14 protein-coding genes and 1 pseudogene are annotated in these 18,112 nt (G+C 61.1%); 10 read left to right on the top strand and 5 right to left on the bottom strand.

All coding sequences use genetic code 11. From position 1 onward, the window contains the following. Positions 1-13: 13 nt before the first annotated feature. Positions 14-1,453: a glucoamylase family protein gene (locus F4U94_RS00460; protein ID WP_246171463.1), complete on the top strand. Its 1,440-nt coding sequence runs from the start codon at positions 14-16 to the stop codon at positions 1,451-1,453. 59 nt (positions 1,454-1,512) lie between these two features. Here the strand turns inward: F4U94_RS00460 and F4U94_RS00455 are convergent, their stop codons facing one another. Next, positions 1,513-3,798 carry a TonB-dependent receptor gene (locus F4U94_RS00455; RefSeq protein WP_120253251.1) on the bottom strand — a complete coding sequence of 762 codons (2,286 nt, stop codon included), beginning with the start codon at positions 3,796-3,798 and terminating at the stop codon, positions 1,513-1,515. Between the two features lie 94 nt (positions 3,799-3,892). Here F4U94_RS00455 and F4U94_RS00450 point away from each other — a divergent pair, with 94 nt between their 5' ends. The 4 genes from F4U94_RS00450 (at position 3,893) to F4U94_RS00435 (ending at position 8,133) form a co-directional block, all read left to right on the top strand. Then, positions 3,893-4,441 (top strand): hypothetical protein, encoded by a 549-nt coding sequence (locus tag F4U94_RS00450; RefSeq protein ID WP_145986309.1) that lies wholly within the window; start codon positions 3,893-3,895, stop codon positions 4,439-4,441. Positions 4,442-4,444: 3 nt separating this feature from the next. Next, on the top strand, positions 4,445-5,908 hold the full coding sequence (locus tag F4U94_RS00445; RefSeq protein ID WP_120253253.1) for a PepSY-associated TM helix domain-containing protein: 1,464 nt from the start codon (positions 4,445-4,447) through the stop codon (positions 5,906-5,908). A 137-nt stretch (positions 5,909-6,045) separates the two neighbouring features. Then, entirely contained in the window at positions 6,046-6,693 is a 648-nt protein-coding gene (locus F4U94_RS00440) for an RBBP9/YdeN family alpha/beta hydrolase (protein WP_120253254.1), read from the top strand. A 48-nt stretch (positions 6,694-6,741) separates the two neighbouring features. Next, on the top strand, positions 6,742-8,133 hold the full coding sequence (locus tag F4U94_RS00435) for a YeiH family protein (protein ID WP_120253255.1): 1,392 nt from the start codon (positions 6,742-6,744) through the stop codon (positions 8,131-8,133). A gap of 204 nt (positions 8,134-8,337) precedes the next feature. Here the strand turns inward: F4U94_RS00435 and F4U94_RS24905 are convergent, their stop codons facing one another. The 3 genes from F4U94_RS24905 to F4U94_RS00425 all read right to left on the bottom strand — a co-directional run bounded on the left by F4U94_RS24905 (position 8,338) and on the right by F4U94_RS00425 (position 10,723). Next, on the bottom strand, positions 8,338-8,646 hold the full coding sequence (locus F4U94_RS24905; protein ID WP_246171467.1) for a type 2 periplasmic-binding domain-containing protein: 309 nt from the start codon (positions 8,644-8,646) through the stop codon (positions 8,338-8,340). After that, complete coding sequence (locus F4U94_RS00430) at positions 8,529-9,251, bottom strand: ABC transporter substrate-binding protein (RefSeq protein WP_246171466.1); 723 nt, start codon at positions 9,249-9,251, stop codon at positions 8,529-8,531. The genes F4U94_RS24905 and F4U94_RS00430 overlap by 118 nt, the downstream gene beginning before the upstream one ends. A 131-nt stretch (positions 9,252-9,382) precedes the next feature. After that, the gene (locus F4U94_RS00425; RefSeq protein ID WP_120253256.1) at positions 9,383-10,723 is read right to left on the bottom strand and encodes an LLM class flavin-dependent oxidoreductase; all 1,341 of its coding nucleotides are present in this window, start codon (positions 10,721-10,723) and stop codon (positions 9,383-9,385) included. Between the two features lie 491 nt (positions 10,724-11,214). Between F4U94_RS00425 and F4U94_RS00420 the strand changes: the two genes are divergently transcribed. The 4 genes from F4U94_RS00420 to F4U94_RS00405 are packed head-to-tail and all read left to right on the top strand — an operon-like array spanning position 11,215 to position 16,939. Beyond that, positions 11,215-12,060 carry a class II aldolase/adducin family protein gene (locus tag F4U94_RS00420; protein ID WP_120253257.1) on the top strand — a complete coding sequence of 282 codons (846 nt, stop codon included), beginning with the start codon at positions 11,215-11,217 and terminating at the stop codon, positions 12,058-12,060. Continuing rightward, positions 12,060-13,028 carry an ABC transporter substrate-binding protein gene (locus tag F4U94_RS00415; protein ID WP_120253258.1) on the top strand — a complete coding sequence of 323 codons (969 nt, stop codon included), beginning with the start codon at positions 12,060-12,062 and terminating at the stop codon, positions 13,026-13,028. Before F4U94_RS00420 ends, F4U94_RS00415 begins: the two co-directional genes overlap by 1 nt. A 51-nt stretch (positions 13,029-13,079) precedes the next feature. Beyond that, positions 13,080-15,554, top strand: a complete 2,475-nt coding sequence (locus F4U94_RS00410) for a TonB-dependent receptor plug domain-containing protein (protein ID WP_197716468.1) — start codon at positions 13,080-13,082, stop codon at positions 15,552-15,554. A 14-nt stretch (positions 15,555-15,568) separates the two neighbouring features. Continuing rightward, positions 15,569-16,939, top strand: a complete 1,371-nt coding sequence (locus tag F4U94_RS00405) for an LLM class flavin-dependent oxidoreductase (RefSeq protein WP_120253259.1) — start codon at positions 15,569-15,571, stop codon at positions 16,937-16,939. 150 nt (positions 16,940-17,089) lie between these two features. Here F4U94_RS00405 and F4U94_RS00400 read toward each other — a convergent pair whose 3' ends face one another. Continuing rightward, on the bottom strand, positions 17,090-17,806 hold the full coding sequence (locus F4U94_RS00400; protein WP_120253260.1) for an SDR family oxidoreductase: 717 nt from the start codon (positions 17,804-17,806) through the stop codon (positions 17,090-17,092). A 37-nt stretch (positions 17,807-17,843) separates the two neighbouring features. Here F4U94_RS00400 and F4U94_RS25515 point away from each other — a divergent pair. Beyond that, positions 17,844-18,110, top strand: a pseudogene (locus F4U94_RS25515) (LysR family transcriptional regulator); the annotation flags it as partial. Positions 18,111-18,112: the final 2 nt, after the last annotated feature.

The raw sequence follows: 18,112 nt of genomic DNA, 5'->3' as shown, positions 1-18,112 counted from the left end.
TGGCACGGCGGGAATGGGTTTGGCCGGGCTATTGTCGGGTTGCACCACGCGCGCGCCGGAGGTGCCGGTTGCTGCGGGACCGATCGCGGTGGATGGATGGACCAAGCTGGACCATCGCCCCGCGCTGGATGTAGAGGTCAGCCCGCTGATCGACGATATCCAGAAGCTGGCCTTTCGTTATTTCTGGGAAGTCACCGACGAAAAGACGGGTATGGCGCCCGATCGCTGGCCCACCCCGTCCTTCGTGTCGATTGCCGCCGTCGGCTTTGCGCTGACCGCTTATCCGATCGGCGTCACCCATGGCTGGATCAGCCGTGACGAAGCGCGGCAGCGGACGTTGACGACGCTGCAATTCCTGGTCGCCGCGCCGATGGGCGACAAGCGCACGCAGGTCAGCGGCAATCACGGCTTCTTCTATCATTTCCTCGGCTCTACCAAGGGCTATCGTTTCGCTCTGTCCGAACTCTCGACGATCGACACGGCACTGCTGATGGCCGGCGTGCTGTTCGCGCAAAGCTGGTTCGACGATCCGCTGCATCCCGATGAGGTGAAGATCCGCGATCTGGCGGAGAGGCTCTATCGCGCGGTGGAATGGACCTGGATCACGCCGCGTGCGCCGTTCGTATCCATGGGCTGGCATCCTGAAAGCGGCTTCATCCGCTCGGACTGGGAAATTTATAATGAGGGTATGATCCTATACATATTGGGCATGGGGTCACCCACCTTCCCCCTGCGCGACGACACATGGAATGTGTGGAGCACCCAGTTCGAAACCAGCTGGTCGTCGCGCTGGGGCGATCCGCATCTGCATTTCGCGCCGATGTTCGGCCATCAATATAGCCATGTCTGGGTCGATTTCCGGGATATTCGCGACCGCTACATGGCCGGCAAGGGCATCGACTATTTCGAAAACAGCCGCCGCGCCACCTATGCCCAACGCAACTATGCGATGGAGAATCCGGGCGGCTGGGCCGGCTATGGCGCGGACTGTTGGGGGCTGACGGCCTGCGACGGGCCTGGCGATTTCAAGATGACGCTGGCCGGCAAGGAACGGGAATTCTACAGCTATTCCGCGCGCGGACCCGGCGAACGGGATGACGGGACGCTGGCACCGACGGCGCTGCTCGGCTCCCTCCCCTTTGCGCCGGAAATCGTCGAGCCGACCATCCAGGCCATGTATTTCCGCTATGGCGAGCAGCTTTACGACAAATATGGCTTCCTCGACAGTTTCAACCCGACCATCATCCGCCGGCCGGCCCAACCCTTCCGCCATGGCGAATTTCGCCTGGGCGTCGGCTGGGTCGACAAGGATTATCTGGGCATCGACCAAGGGCCGATCGTAGCGATGATCGAAAATTATCGCTCCGGCCTGGTCTGGAACACGATGAAGAAAAATCCGCATGTCAAACGCGGCCTGCAACGAGCCGGCTTTACCGGCGGATGGCTGGGGTGACGACGACTTGGCAACGGAAGGGGTGATGGCCTGCGATAGGCACTATCACCCCGCCAGTTTTAGAAACGCCCTTCGAAGCTCAGCCCCAATATGCGCGGCTCGATAAATGTGCCGCGCACGCGCCTGTCGAAATCGGTGAAGAACTGGCTGGGCTTTTGCACGTCGAAGATATTCGTCGCAGTCAGGAAGGCGCCGACATGCTCGCCTTGCCAACCGATTTTGGCGTTGACCAGCGTGCGGCCGGGAATGTCACGAAACGCCTGATCGACCGTATCCTGATAATAGGCGCTGCGATAATTGGCGTTGAGATTGGCGAACAGACCGTTTGGATGATGGAATGTCGCGCCACCGGATATCGTCCAATGCGGCGCACGGGCAAATTCATTGCCCTGCGCGGCCGCCGACAATGATCCGATCATGACGTTGAATTCCTGAAACTTCGTATTGCTGTAACCGGCACCGGCATAGAGGTTGAGCGTCGGGGTCGGCCGACCGCTGAGCTCCACTTCGACACCGTAGAGGCGCGACTTGCCGGCATTGACCACCTGTGTGTCGAACACCGCGCCGGGGGTCAGCTGGACCGACACCTGCTGATCCTTCCAGTCGATCCAATAGGCATTGGCGTTAAGCGTCAGGCGACGATCGAACCATTCGGACCGCAGCGCAAATTCATAGTTCCACGTATATTCCGGATTGAAATCATAGGCTTGCGCACGTTGCTGGTTCAGGCCCGCGCCGCCTGCACGATAGCCGCGCTGGGCGGTGAAGCTGAGTGATACGTCCTGCGCCAGATCATAGGTCAGACCGATCTTTGGCAGCCAGGCGGTATAGGTGACGGGGCGCACCGGCTCGACGCTATTGGCGTTTGCCGCCGTCGCCCGCAATATCGCGTTGAGTTGCGTGATGATCGGTGCCAGCGCCGGGATCGAGAGGTTGGCAGGATCGGGCAGCGCCCGGTCGATCACGACGGTCTGGGTGGCGCCACGTTCCTGCGTTTCATGATCGTAGCGCAAGCCGGCATTGATCCTGAAGCGATCAGTGACGGGAAAGGTCAGGTCGGCGAAACCGGCGTAATTTTCAGTCAGGCGCGGCTGCGACAGGCTGTTGCGGATCGGAACCACGCCGCCATAGAGATTGAGCACGGCGTTGACGGTGGCCTGCGGCAAGCCCATCGCTAGCAACTGCCGGTCCACGCCCAGTCGCGTGAGGTTTAGGCTCTGCGTCGCCTCGAACTGATAGCCGCGATTGTCGTCGCGCAGATAATAGCCGCCGATCAGACCATGAACCCAGCTTTTGTCGATGTTGAACCGCAATTCCTGCTGGAACGTTTTGACCGGATCGTAGACGCGGCTGGTCTGCCCCGGCGTCGGACCCCGATCGGGGTCCGCGATCGAGCGGAAGCGGATATCGCTATAATTGGTGACGGACGTGAGACTGAGGCCGCCGCCCAGATCATAGCCGATTTCCACCGTGCCGATATCGCTCTTCACCGTCTGCCGATCCATCACATCCTCCGTGGCGATCCGGTCGCGGCCGTCATAGGGCGCCTGGAATTCGCTGTAGAAGGTGCCGCGTTGATGACGGTCATGCATGAAGGTTGCGACGACGCGCAAAGCTGGCAGGAAATCGGGTGTGAGCAGCAACTTGGCCCGCAACGTCTCCGATTCACGGCGATCGGCGTCCCGATGGGTCGTGACATTGTGGATCAGGCCATCGGCTCGCGCAATTTCGCCGGCCAGGCGGAAAGCCAGCTGTCCATCGACCAGCGGGCCGCCGATGGCGGCGCCGACGCGGCGCTGCCCATCCTTGTCCGTCATCAGCGCGCGAAAACGGCCGGTCCATTCATAGCTGGGATCCGTGGTCCGAATGATGACCGCGCCGGCCAGTGCATTGCGACCCTGCACGGTCGATTGCGGGCCACGAAACACTTCCACCTGCGCGATATCGTACAGGTCGAGCGGCCCGGCCGTGAGCGCCGTGCGCGGCATGACCGCGCCGTCCAGATAGACGCTGGCCAAGGCGCCATCACCGCCGCCCGACACGCTGAAGGCGTCGATGCCGCGAATCGAGAAGGTCGTCTTGTTACCGTCCACCGCCAGATTGGGCGTCCGCTCCAATATGTCATAGACACTGATCAGATTCTGGTTGCTGATGGATTCGCTGGTGACAACTGCGACGCTGGCCGGGGTTTCCTGCAACGTGCGGTTGGTCTTTTGTCCAGTGACGATGATGTCGCCACTGTCCGCCGATGAAGCGGCCGGATTGGTGGCTGCAGGCGTCTGCGAATAGGCCAGAGGTGCGGTGCCCGCGAGCAGCAAGGCTGAACCGAGAAAACGAGAAAGCATAATATATCCCCCCACAAGATGAGGGCCCCCTAGAAACATATATGTTGCGAGTCAATATCAGTAGCAATATAGGCGCAACAGGAGGATTGGAAAAATGGGGGCGGCTCTTCTTATTGTCACGGCGCTGATGGCGTCGCTGGCCGGCATATTGCTATGCTGGCGGGCGTGGACGCGCCATGCGTTGAACTGGCGCGCCGGTGTTGGGGCGGCGCTCTTATGGAGCCTTTCGACCGGTGCCTGGACCATCGGCTTTGGCGCGGAAATCGGTATTGCGCTTGCGCTGGAGACGGCAGCTTTGCTGGCCTTCGCCTTCATCCTGACCCGGATCGAGATACGTCCTGTCCAGACCGTGCGGGACCGGACGGCACCACCCCTTCCCCGCCGCCGCTATGGCAGGGGGATCGCGCGCGCGCTGACGGCGGGGCTGCTCGGCTTTGCCGCCGCCATCGGCCTGGCAGTGCTGTTCGCCACCCGCGCACCGCTGGCGGAGCAGACGCGCCTCATCCTCGCGGCGCTGGCCATGCCCTCGCTCTGGTGTGGAGCGATCGCCTGGACGGTCTGCGATCGACGCCTGCTGCTTCAGGTCGGCGTCTTCCTTGGCCTGGCGGCGACCAGCGCCGGCATCACTTTCATCACGGCCTGATCCATGCAAATACCCAAAAGTCTGACCCGCGCCGCCATGGAGGGCCATGGCCTGCTGGGCGTCCTGTTCGGTGCGGTCATTTATGTCCTGTGCCTGACGGGGTCGATCCTGGTCCTGGTGGATCAGATCAGCATCTGGGAACGACCGGACGCGCCGGCCATCACCAGTCTGTCGGACGCGGATATCGCCGCCATATCCGCCCGCGCGCTGGCAAAGGCGCAACAAGCGGGCGTGGCCCACGACATCTATATGCAGATGCCGACGGACGAACTGCCGCGCATGACCGTCTACGGCTATGACGAAAAAGGCGATCATCGCGACTGGAATGTCGATGCGACGGGACAGTTGGTGCCGCATGCCGAGACGCCCTGGCTGGAATTCATGCAATTGCTGCATTTCAACCTGACCTTGCCCGGCGCAATCGGCCGTTACATCGTCGGTATTTTCGGCACGATCCTGCTCGCCAGTATCGTCACAGGCCTGCTGGCGCATCGGCGGATCCTGAAGGACGCCTTTCGCCTGCGCTGGGGCGGGTCGCGGCGGCTGACCAATGCCGACCTGCATAATCGCGTCGGGGTCTGGGCCTTGCCCTTTCATCTGATCGTGGCGCTGACCGGATCGCTGCTCGGCCTGGCCGGCCTTATCACCATCATTCTGGCCATGGTCGCGTATAAGGGCGATCAGGAGAAAGCGATCGCTTCGTTGCTCGGCCCGCAGGCCGGCATAGATATGCGCGCTGCGCCACCGCCGGACGTGGCGCGGATGCTGCGCGATATCCAGCGGCGCGCGCCCGGCGCGGCCGTGACTCAATTGGCGATCGAACATGCTGGCACCGTCGGGCAACAAGTGCGCATCATGGTCGCGGCGCCGCGCCATCTGGCACGGAACGAAGCCTTTCTGTTCAGCGCGGATGGCGGTTTCAAATGGCGGGCGGGGCTGACCGACGGCAATGCGGGTATGCGCATCTATGGCATGATCACGCCGCTGCATTACGGCACCTATGGCGGGATAGCGCTCAAGATCATCTACGCGCTGCTCGGCATGGGGCTGACCTTGATCGTCGCGACCGGGGGCAATGTGTGGCTGGCCAGACGGCGCGAGCAGGGCCGCGCCACGTCGCGCCTGGAACGCCTGTGGATCGCGCTGATATGGGGCCAGCCGCTGGTGATCGTGACGGTCGCGCTGCTGACACTGCTGGGGCCGGTCCCGGCCGTTGCCAGCTACTGGGCCATGACCACCCTATGCTGGACCGCCGCACTTGCCATGCCTGCGCTATCGACCACGGCCCGCTTCCGCACCAGCCTGGGCATCGCCACGGCGGCCACGCTTGTCGTTCATGCCGCGTTGCGCAGCGCGGACGATCCGGCGATCCTGATCATCGACGTCGGCGTGGCCCTGATCATTGTGACCAGCATGACGAGGGCCTTTATCAAGCAACGATCGGCCGCTTTAGCCATCGTGCGGTAAATGCCGTGATCGCGCACGCCGGCGGTCCAAAAATATGAGAACCGCTCGAAAGCCTTTTTCTCCGGCAGGCAAGTTTTTCTCGCTTTATCTCTACCATGTCAATTGAGATATAGGGATCGACTGAAGGAGATTTCGCCATGGGCCGGCCAGGCAATGCCCAAACACCCCATATTCTGACTGTCCCCGGATTGATGAACAGCGGCCCTGGCCATTGGCAAAGTCAGTGGGAAACCCTGTTCCCGGCCTGTCATCGCGTCGACCTGGGCAGTTGGGACCGCCCCCATCGCAACAGTTGGGTCAACCGGCTCGACCAGACCATCAATGCATTGGACGGCCCCATATTGCTCGCGGCACATAGTCTTGGCTGCCATGCCGTCGCATGGTGGGCCGCTCTGGCCTGCCCGAACTGGAGCGACAAGATACAGGGAGCCTTGTTGGTGGCTCCGCCCGAAGTCGATGCGCGGGCAGCAGACAGCCGTTTGCACGGCTTCGCACCGCTGCCGCAAAGACTGTTGCCCTTTCCTTCCATCCTCGTCGCCAGCCATAACGACCCCTATATGCCGTTCGAGCGATCGCGCGAATTGGCGCAGGCATGGGGAAGCCAGTTTGCCGATGCGGGCGAAACGGGTCATATCAATGCGCAATCCGGATTGGGTGATTGGACGTTCGGGCGGTTCCTTCTGACGCGGCTTGCAAAGGGACAGGCATCGGCCCGCCATGGCAAGGGGGACGCATATGTTTCGGATCGGGGAATTGGCGACGGATCGCTGCACTATCCATCATGATGGCAAGACGGTGATCCACGCCGACTAAGGGTATGAGGGGGCAGGACAATGGCTGAGGCGGTTACAGGCGAACAGGATCGCGGGGCAGCGAAGATCCTGCGCATCTTGGGTGGGAAGGAGGATAGCTGGGCCATCTGGATCGGCCTTTCCATCGTTCTGGCCAGCGCCGCGCTTTTTTCTGCCGGTGGCAGTTTGCGATGGCTGGCGGTCCTGCCCCCCAAATGGTCCGATATCTGGCAGGTTATCGCCGATCTGGCGCAAAACTGGCCGCGCTATGGTGCCCAGTTCCTGTTCTGGCTTGCTGCCTTTTCCCTTACTCTCGTTGCGCTGGGGCAGCAGGTGCGCCGCTTCGTGCCGGCCTTCTCTCTGCTCTACCTCGCCGCCTATGGCATATTCGTCCTTGGCCAGTGGGAAGGGGCGGTGCGTTACAATCTGGAACCGCCGCTGGTCGCGTTGTTTGCCGGCCTTGTCATTGCCAATAGTGTGCGACTGCCGGCATGGCTGACATCGGCCTTGCGCGGGGAATTGTACGTGAAGACCGGGATCGTCCTGCTGGGCGCGACCGTGCCCTTCTCCCTGATCGCCCTGGCCGGTCCGATAGCCATCCTGCAAGCGTCGATCGTATCCGTCGTCACCTTCAGCGTCATCTTTCTGGCAGCCGTCAAATTCGGTCTGGACCGCCGGTTCGCCGCGACTTTGGGCGTGGGCGGCGCCGTATGCGGCGTGTCGGCGGCGATCGCGGTCGCAGGCGCTGTCGGTGCGAAGAAGGAAGACACATCGGTCACGATCACGATCGTCATCGTCTGGGCGATCGTGATGATCTTTGCCCTGCCCTTCGTGGCGCGCGCATTGTCGTTGCCGACGGGCATCGCAGGCGCGTGGATAGGCACATCGGAATTTGCCGATGCGGCCGGCATTGCGGCAGCGCAGGCCTATGGCGGCTTTGCAGGCAAGGTCGCGGGCATAGAGGGCACGAGCGATCAGGCGCTGCAAGCCTTCACGCTGATGAAGGTCGTGGGCCGCGACGTCTGGATCGGTATCTGGGCGGTGGTGCTGGCCATCGTCGCGACGACGCGGTGGGAGGAGCGCACAAGCGGATCGCACCCTGACGTGCGAGAGATATGGCGCCGCTTTCCCAAGTTCATCCTGGGCTTCTTTCTTGCGTCAGCGCTCATCACGGCCCTGACCGCCAGCTACAGCCTGACAGACTATAACAAGGTGGCCGTGCCCGGCCTGATCGCGCCGATCAAGGATCTGCGCAGTTGGGCCTTTATCTTCTGCTTTCTCAGTATCGGCCTGACGACCCGATTTTCGACTCTGTCAGCCGGCGGCCGAAAGCCATTTGGCGCCTTTGCGATCGGCGTCGCCGTCAACCTGATCCTTGGCTTCATCCTGTCGGTCCATATATTCGGCGATTATTGGGCACGATTGGGCCAATGAGCTTCATCTCTGCCATTCGTGCGCTTGTCGCGCCCGATCGCCCTTGCACAGGATGCGTTCATTTTACGGATGCGCCCGATCTGATCGAGCGCGAATTCGTCGGAATCGCCATTTTATCCTCTGCGCACGCTTCGGTTCGCGGTGATGATGGTCTGTGCCAACATCATGATCGGATGACGAATGGCCGCCAACGATGCGACGCTTTCACCCTAGAAGCGCGTTGTAACGGTCGTCCCAAAGCGAACCGACCTTGATTTTCTGCGGCAGGAAGCCCGCGTCATGGAATGTGTCGGCCACGGCCTGTTGCGACGCGACCGCCTCTTTGGTCACCGGCAACAGGTCCGTCGGCTGGCTGGCGCTGCGTAACTGGTCCAGCACATAGGACAGCGGCACTTCTATTTCTTTCGCCAGTGCTTGGGCGAAACGCTCTTCATTCTTCGCCTTCCAGGCAAAGCCCTGTTTGAGCAATTGCAAATAGGCGCCGACCTGCGCCGCCTTGACCGGATCGGCCAACGCATCGACATGGGCCGAAGCGTATAGTTGCCCGACAGGAAGCCCAGCGCGGTTTTGAGAACATGCGCGCCCTGGGTTGCGACCGCCCGCTGGATCTGGAAACCGTAAATGGCCCAGGCGTCGATGGCGCCGTTGGAAAAGGCGGCCATCCCGTCCGTAGGCGACATGGCGACGGGATGGATATCCTGCCAGCCAAGCCCCACCGACTGCAGCATGCGAATGAGGAAATATTGCGACGTCGTCGCACGGACATAGGCGATGCGGCGCCCTTTAAGATCGGCCAAATCGCGGATGGGCGAATGGCGAGGGACCAAAATCACCTGATTATTGACGTCGCCAACGATGGTTGCGACCTGCCGAAAGCTCTGAATCGACGAAGCGGCGGCAAAGACAGGCGGAATTTCGCTCATCGTGCCGAAATCCAGCGAACCGCCGTTCAGCGCTTCGATCACGAGATGCCCAGACTGGAAGAGGCTGTAGTCGACGCCGAAGTCTTTTGGTTTCAGCCCGGCCGTGCGCAGGATGAGTTCATAACCGCCCTTGCTGTACGACGAACGCAGCTTCCCCCCGCCAGCACCGGGCGAAGCACCGCAGCCACCCAACATGGTGAAGGCCAGACCGGCACCCACGGCACCAAGCAAGGTTCGGCGGTCATGCCGTCTATCGGTCACACATGATCCTTTATATTGGACAGCGCCTGCAAAGATTGATGGCGCGGACGCCGGCGATCACCGCGTCATTCGGCTGCGATCGCGGCCGGTGCGGCACGGGCGTGGCGGTTTTGGACGAACGGCAGGCCAAGATGGCCACGCAGCGTGTCATGCGCATATTCGGTCCGGAACAGCCCCCGTGCCTGCAACAACGGCACCACGCGGTCGACGAAGATCGCGAAGTCCGCCGGATTGGTGACGCGCAGGTTGAACCCGTCCGATGCGCCATCCAGAAACCAGCGCTCGATTTCGTCCGCCACGGTTTTGGGCGAACCCACGAAGGGGTTGGCGCGCGCGGCAAAACGCCAGGCGGTTTCGCGCAGCGTCAGATTGTCCCGCTGCGCCGTGCGAATGATGCGTTCGGCCCGGCCCTTATAGCTGTTGAGCGACAGATGGCTGACGTCCGGGAAGGGGGCGTCCAGATCATATTGCGTAAAATCATGATAGTTGAACGGCCGGCCCAGCTGCACCAGCGCCTTGTTCAGGTCCAGCTTGCCATTCTGCTCCTCCTCGATCGCGCGCGCTTCCTCATCTGTGTCAGCGATGATCGGGATCAGCCCGGGCAGGATCAGAATATGATCGGGGTTGCGGCCGAGCGCCGTCGCACGGCGCTTCACATCCGCATAATATTCCTGCGCCTGATCGAAGCTTTCGGCATTGGCATAGATGCCTTCGGCGATCGCGGCGCCCAGCGCCCTGCCCTGTTCGGATTCGCCAGCCTGGAAGATGACCGGCTGCCCCTGCGGCGAACGCTGGATGTTGAGCGGACCGGCCACGGAAAAAAAGGCGCCCTGATGGTTGAGCGGATGCTGCTTGCCCTTGTCCAGAAAGACCGCATTGGCCTTGTCGCGCGGAAAAGCGTCGTCCTCATAACTGTCCCACAAGCCTTGCACGACGTCGACAAATTCGCGGGCGCGGGCATAGCGTAGCTTGTGATCGAAATGCTCCTCACGGCCATAGTTGCGCGCGGCTCCTTCCAGGCCCGTAGTCACGACATTCCAGGCGGCGCGCCCCCGGCTGATCAGGTCGAGCGAGGCGAACTGGCGCGCGACATTGAAGGGTTCCCAATAGGAGGTGGTCAAGGTGCCGGCGAGGCCGATCCTGCTGGTTGCGGTCGCGACGGCTGAGAGCAGCGTCAGCGGTTCCAGGCGGTTGAGGAAATGCGGCGCCGTATCTGGCGTGATGTAAGGAGAATCGACGATGAAGACGAGGTCGAACTTGGCCGCCTCCGCCTTGCGGGCGTTGTCGATATACCAGTCAATGTTGACGCTGGCATCGCCAGGCAGATCCGGATGCAGCCAGCCATTTTGCGTGGTGCCGACGCCGCTCAAGATAGCGCCGAGGTGAAGTTGTCGACTGGCTGTCATAAAAATTCATCCATTCCAATGACCGGTGCAGCACTGAATATCCGTCGTGACGACATGATGATTGTCGATCCGTCGGAGCCGCAGATTGATCATTGGAACGCTATGCTCCAACGCTTGCACCAACAAATGAGTTCGTGACCAGATTATTTAGCAGAACTTATAACGCTTCTGATATTCGGCATTTCTTCGTAGGAAGAACGGGATGGAGCGGATTGGTCGATCAAGCACCGCTGCCCGCACCGAAGCGGGATTTTAGAGACGCTGGACAATGACATGAGGAAACCGAAGTCGAACATCAATCATGGCGACGACCTATGTGATTGAACGAAAAGGAAACACGCCATTATAGCGAATATTGGATCTTTCGCATCCTGAAGCGATGCAAATAATATGTGAAATTCCAAAGCTGGGAACTGCGCTTCTCATTTCCCAGCGCCACCTTCCGCTTCCTATGCATCGCCATCGACAAGTTTTGAGGATTGATGGCGTAAATGACGAATCTATCTCCTGCTATCCGCCGTGCCGCGCCGTCGAGGCTGGCGCCGCGCATCTATGGCGTGGCGCGCGATGGAGATGGGCCGCGCGTTGCGGCACCTACCAACCGCGCATCCTTTAGCGAGGAAAGGCTGCATCGCCAGCAGCAACTCGCCGCATCGCTGCGCCTGCTCGCCCATCATGGCGTGGAGCCGGGACTGGCAGGGCATTTGAGCGCCCGCGACCCGGAACATACGGATCATTTCTGGGTCAATCCGGTGGGTGTGCCCTTTTCCCACATCCGGGTATCCGACCTGCTGCGCATCGACAGCGACGGCCGCGTGGTGGAGGGCGATGGCCCCGTAAACCTGTCCGGCATTCCCTATCATCATGCCGTCCAGCGCGCGCGGCCCGGTGTCGTGGGAATCGTGCATGCGCATAGTTTCCACGCCAAGACATGGTCCGCCTTTGGCCAGCCGATCGAACCGATCATAGCCGACGTTGCCATTTTCCATGACGATCAGGTCGTTTTCTTACCCGATCGCCCGGAGGGAAAAAGCCAGGCGGAGACATGGGCACAGATAGCGGGGCAGTTTGCCCGCGAACTGAGCGATCGCAACATCCTGCTGTGGCGCAACCATGGTCATTGGACCGTCGGTGACAGCGTCGAAGCCGCTGCCTGGCGCTTCATCGCCTATGAAAGCGCCGCGCGAGTCCAATTGGCTGCCCTCGCAGCGGGGACACCATTAACCGATCCGCCGAAGCGCGCACCTTCGCACGAACAGCGCGAAGCATGGGCCTGGCTCAGCTTCCTGCCCTATTGGGATGAGATCGTCCGCGCCGAGCCAGATCTGCTCGATTGATGCCCGCTCCTTCATCCTTTTCGCGGCGCGGTCTGCTGTCCAGCGCCGGTGCCTTGGCGCTTGCCGGGTGCAGGCCATCCGCCAAGGCGCAGAGGCTTTCGGACGTTACCCTGCGCGTGTGGCGATACAAGAATACTGCGGGCAATTTCATGGCCGCCGCAGGCCTGGCGGACATGCCGTACAAGGTTCGCTATGTCGATCTGCCGGGTGGGTCGCTGGTGCTCAATGCCTATGCGGCCGGCGAACTCGATTATAGTTATATGAGCGAAATTCCGCCGGCTTTCGCCATCCAGTCAGGCACGCCGATAAAATTGATCGCGACGCACCAGGGCGATGTGAACAATAGTGGCGTGTTGGTGGGCAAGTCCTCACCCGCGCGCCGGTTCGAGGATTTACGCGGGCGGACCATCGCCTACACGCCCAACACCAACAATTATTATTATCTGCTGAAATTGCTGGAAGCGCACGGCATGACGTTGAAGGACGTCAAGGCAGTGGGCCTGCCGGTAAGCGACGCCAACGCCGCCTTTACCCGTGGCCATGTGGAGGCGACCGTAGCGAGCGGCATATCGGCGCTGCTGACGGAAAAGCTGCTGGGCGGGCGGTGGATCATATCCAACGTCAAAGGCATATATTCGGGCAATTTCTGCATCTCCGCGCATCCCGACGCGCTGGGCGATCCGCTCAAACGCGCCGCGATCCGGGATTATCTGCGCCGTGAACAGACCACATGGCAATGGATCGGCCATAACCCCGCGCGCTGGGCCGCGCTGTCGGGTCAGTTGAGTGATCAATCGCCGGCCCTGTTCGAGCGGCTGGCGCGCGAAGCCAGCCGGCCCGCGCTGATCGTGCCGCCGGCGGCCGATGCCATCGCCAGCCTTCAACAAGTGACCAGCGACCTTTTCGCATTCGGGTTGGTGCGCGGCGAATACGACATGTCGGGATTGTGGGAAGCCGGGCTGATCTGATTCCGGGTCAGGCATTCAAGACGGAATAACGTTAAAATGGGGGAAATTTCAATGTTCGATACCAAGACAATGCTACGCGTCGCTTTGCTCTCGTCGGCTCTGAGCGCCGGTGTGGGGACAGCATCGCAGGCCATTGCTCAAGGGGCACCGGCCGCAACCGAAGCGGAGACGGATTCAACCATCGTCGTCATCGGCAATCGCAGCCGCGCCACCACTGTTATCGACAGCCCCGCGCCGATCGACGTGATCGACGAGAGCCAGTTGGCCACGCTGGGCGCCAATAGTTCGCTGCGCGATGCGTTGGGCGTGTTGTTGCCCAGCTTCAATTCGCTGACGGTCAGTTCATCGTCCTGGAACAGCGTGGCGCGACCTGCGGGTCTGCGCGGCCTTGGCGGATCGCATGTACTGGTGCTGGTGAATGGCAAGCGGCGACACAATAGTTCATTGCTCAACCTGTCGACCGGCAGCGTCGATCAGGGCGCCAATTCGGTCGATATCGACCTGATCCCCGCCGCCGCGATCAAGCGAATCGAAGTGCTGCGCGACGGCGCGGCCGCGCAATATGGATCGGACGCGATCGCCGGCGTGATCAACATCGTGCTGAAAGACGATGCGCAGGGCGGGACGCTCAGCCTGAACGCGGGCAAGCGCTACAGCTATCTGGGCAATAGCGACGGTCGCAATATCGAGGCCGGCGGCAATATCGGCTTCAGGCTGGGCGAAGGCGGCTTCCTGAACATCGCTGCCAATGCCAGGGACAATAATCATGCCCGACGCGCTATCCCGGCGACCGGCGCCTTCTATTATCCCGCCAACGGCCAACCGGACCCGCGCGAAAATCGCGACAAGACCGCCTTCACCGGCGGCCTGCCCGATCTGCGCGCGCTGACCATCCTGTATAATGCCGAGTTGCCCTTATCGCCCGGCGCTACAGTCTATTCTTCGTCGACCTGGTCCACCCGAGAGGCCGTCATCGGCCAGAATTTCCGCCGGCCCAATTCGACCAATGCCGTGCTGTCCATTTTCCCGGACGGCTATGCGCCCAATTACACGCTAGATGAGCGCGACTTTCAGGCACTGGGCGGCGTCAAAGGGGAAAGTGGCGGCTGGAACTGGGACATTTCCAGCACCTATGGCGAAAACCGGTCGAAAAACGGTTCGACCAACAGTTTGAACGCCTCGCTGGGCAGCGCAAGCCCCACCAAGTTCTGGACCTTTACCGCAAAATTCAAACAGTGGACGAACAATGTGGATGTCTCAAAGGGGGTCGACATCGGTCTTGCCGAGCCACTGAAAATCTCTTTCGGCGCGGAACATCGCTATGAGCAGTTCCAGACTATTGCAGGGGATCCGGCCTCCTATGCCAATGGCCTCTATCGCTATCCCGCCGGGACGCCGCTTGCGGGGCGCTACGCCACGATCGGCGCGCAGGGTGCGATCGTACTGACGCCCGAGGATGCCGCCAAACTGAGCCGCAACAGCTATGCCGCCTATGTCGACATCGGCTTCAACCCGATCCCCCAATGGTTCGTCGCGGTGGCAGGGCGGGCCGAACATTATGACGACAGCGCGGGTGACACGCTGAACGGCAAATTCACGACCCGTTTCGACTTTACCGATAATTTCGCGATCCGAGGCACTGTGAGCAACGGCTTCCATGCGCCCGCGCTGGCACAGTCGGCCTTCGCGCAGACATCCAACCAATATACCACGGTGAACGGCGTACAGACCTTCATCACCGCCAAATCGGTACGGCCCGGCACGCCGATCGGCGACGCGCTGAGCGCAAAGGCACTGACGCCGGAGAAATCCTTCAACCTGTCGGCTGGCTTCACCTACAAGCTGGGATCGCGCCTCAACTTGTCGGTCGATGCTTATCAGATCAAGCTGGACGATCGCATCGCCCAGACCGGCTATTTGACCGGTGCGGGGGTCAGCGCGATCCTGGTCGCCAACGGGTTCGATCCCAACTATTCGGTCCGCTATTTCGCAAACGCGATCGACACCCGCACGCGCGGCGTGGAGGCCGTGCTGAACTATCTCCAGCCATTGGGCGTGGACAAGTCGTTGCGCCTGACCGCAGGCTATAATTACAACAAGACCAAGATCACAAGTGTTGCCGCCAATCCCGCGGAACTGGCCGCGCTCAATCTGACTCTCTTCGATCGGCAAGCGCAGGGCTATATCGACCGCAACCTGCCGCGCACCAAGCTGATCCTTGGGCAGGATCTGGCGCTTGGCAATCTGAAGCTGAACCTGCGAGAGACACGCTATGGCAAGGTCGCTTTCCTGGGCACGGCGGCGGCGAGCGACCAGTTTTACGGCGCCAAGTGGATCGCGGACATCGACCTGTCCTTCCAGGCGACGAAGAATGTGAACGTCGCAATCGGCGCGAACAATTTCTTCGACACCTATCCGGACAAAAATACGTTGCCCGATACAAATGGCTTCCCGCCTTATCCGGCGCAGTCCCCCTTCGGCTTTTACGGCGGCTATTATTATGGCCGCCTGTCGTTCAGCTTTTAAAAGGAGAAACAGGCATGGCCCACCACTCCGGCACGCTCAAACTCGGCGCTTTCCTGTCGGGCCATGGCTCGCACAATGCCAGTTGGCGCCTGCCGGAGGTGGACGAAGACGCATCCCGCAGTTTTGCTCCTTACGCGCGGGTAGCGCAGAAATTGGAGGAAGGATTGTTCGATGCGATTTTCCTCAACGACAGCGTTGCCGTGCCCGAACTGGACCCGAAATCGCTGGCACGAAGCGCGCAGGGAATGCGCTGGGATCCGTTGACCCTTCTTCCCGCCTTGGCGGTGGTGACGCGCCGGATCGGCCTCATCAGCACCGCCAATACCACCTATAACGAACCCTATACGCTCGCCCGGCGGCTCGCCTCGCTCGATCATCTCAGCGAAGGGCGTGCCGGTTGGAACCTCGTCACGTCGCTGGGCGGCGGCGAAAATTTCAACCGGGACGATCATTTGCTTCATGCCAAACGCTATGAACGAGCGGAGGAATTTTTCGACGTCATCACCGGCCTGTGGGATAGTTGGGAAGACGATGCGTTCGTTCAGGACAAGGCGAACGGCATCTGGTCCAACCCGGACAAGATGCACTTGCTGAACCACAAGGGCGCCCATTTTTCGGTCCAGGGACCACTCAATTCCGCACGGCCGGTGCAAGGCTATCCGGTAATCGCCCAAGCCGGCTCCTCCAACGACGGCCGCGAACTGGCCGCGCGTACAGCGGAACTGATCTTTACCGCCGCGCAGACGATCGAAGAGGCGGAGGCTTTCGACGCAGACGTCACCGCGCGGCTGGCCAGATATGGGCGCAAACGCGCGGATGTGCGAATATTGCCGGGCGTATCCGTCTATGTCGGCGACAGCGCGCCGGACGCCCGTGCCCGTTATGAGGCATTACAGGATTTACTCGACCCGATATCGACGCTCAAGGGAATTTCGCATTTCGTCAATATCGGCATCGACCTGTGGACGCTGGATCTGGACGAACCGATCGTCCTGCCCTCCGTCATCCCGGTGACGAACACGCATAAAAGCCGACAGCAATTAGTAATAGATCTGATCCGACGCGAGCAGCCGACGGTTCGTCAATTGCTGCGCAAGATGGTGGCAGGAGGCCATCGTATCCTCTTTGGCAGCGCGCAGGATATTGCGGACGATTTCGAACATTGGTTCCGTGCCGGGGCGGCCGATGGGTTCAATATCATGTTCCCGGACCTGCACGGATCAGTGGACCGGTTCGTCGAGCAAGTCATACCCGAATTGCAGCGGCGCGGGCTGTTTCGCACCGATTATGAGGGGCCGACATTGCGGGACAATCTGGGCCTTGCGCGACCGCGCAATCGCTTTTCCGCTGCGCGGATCGACCATAGCCCCGCCATCAGGCGCTAACAGCCGCGGGCATACAAGTTCGGCCCCCAGACGCCGGCAGCTGGGGGCGGATATCGATGCCCGATCGCAAAGCCGGCTGGATCGCGAGGGTAGCCCTGCTCTCATCGCCTCTGCCATGCCCGGACCTGCGCAGATGGTCCGGGCAGATCATCATCGCAACACGAAGCCACCGTCGGGATACAGGGTCGAGCCCGTGACGAAGCCGTTCTGCATCAAAAATAGAACGGTTGAAGCCACTTCCTTTTCGGTTCCGGGGCGTCCTACAACGGACATGTCCCGGTAGCTGTCAAAGGCTGCTTCACGGATTTCGGCAGGGCGCTGCCTCCATAAATGGCCGTCGATGGTGCCTGGCGATATGCAGTTCACGCGGATGGGCGACAGGTCGACCGCCAATGCGCGCGCCAGCCCCTCGATCGCGCTGTTGCAGGCGACATAGGCTGGAATGCCCTTGATCGGCCGCGCGCCTGCCGCACCTGCCATCAACGTGATCGACCCGTCAGGCGCGAGATAGGGGAGCGCATCGCGCACGGTCCAATATTGGCCCCAGAATTTCGAGCGAAACGGGCTTTCGGCGTCTTCATCGCTGATCTGGTCGATCGGCCCGAGCGTGTAGCTGGCTGCGGATATGAAGAGGTGATCGAACGCACCCACCCGATCGAAAAAGGCGCGGATGGACGGCTTGTCCGACGTATCGACGGGGTGCGCACTAGCGCAGCTTCCCAGTTCGGAGAGCGCTGTAGCGAGGCGCGCCTCGTTGCGGCCACCGATCACCACATGGGCGTCCTGAGCAATCGCCTGGCGCGCTACCTCCAGGCCGATGCCGCTGCCACCACCGATAATGATCGCGCGTTTGTTTGCAAGTGGCATGGCATAGGCTCCAAATAGGCGGGTTTTGACCCGGAATATGGACCTTCAGATAGCATGGAAATTTCGTCTGGTTTCGGGTATCAATTCCCGATCATCAGGACATAATTTCGAGAATACGATGATCTCCAGCGAACGGCTAAATGGTATTCGGGCCTTCGTGCAGGCGGAACAGTCCGGCAGTTTCGCCAAGGCGTCCGAGCGGCTGGGACTGTCCCAATCGGCTGTCAGCAAGGCGATCGCGCGGCTGGAATATAGGCTGGGCGTAAAACTTTTCTTCCGGACCACCCGGCATCTCAGCCTGACGGA

The organism is Sphingobium limneticum, assembly GCF_008710155.1.
Lineage (GTDB): Bacteria > Pseudomonadota > Alphaproteobacteria > Sphingomonadales > Sphingomonadaceae > Sphingobium > Sphingobium limneticum.
The sequence above is the reverse complement of the archived record's forward strand: the minus strand, read 5'-3'. Positions and strand labels throughout refer to the sequence as shown.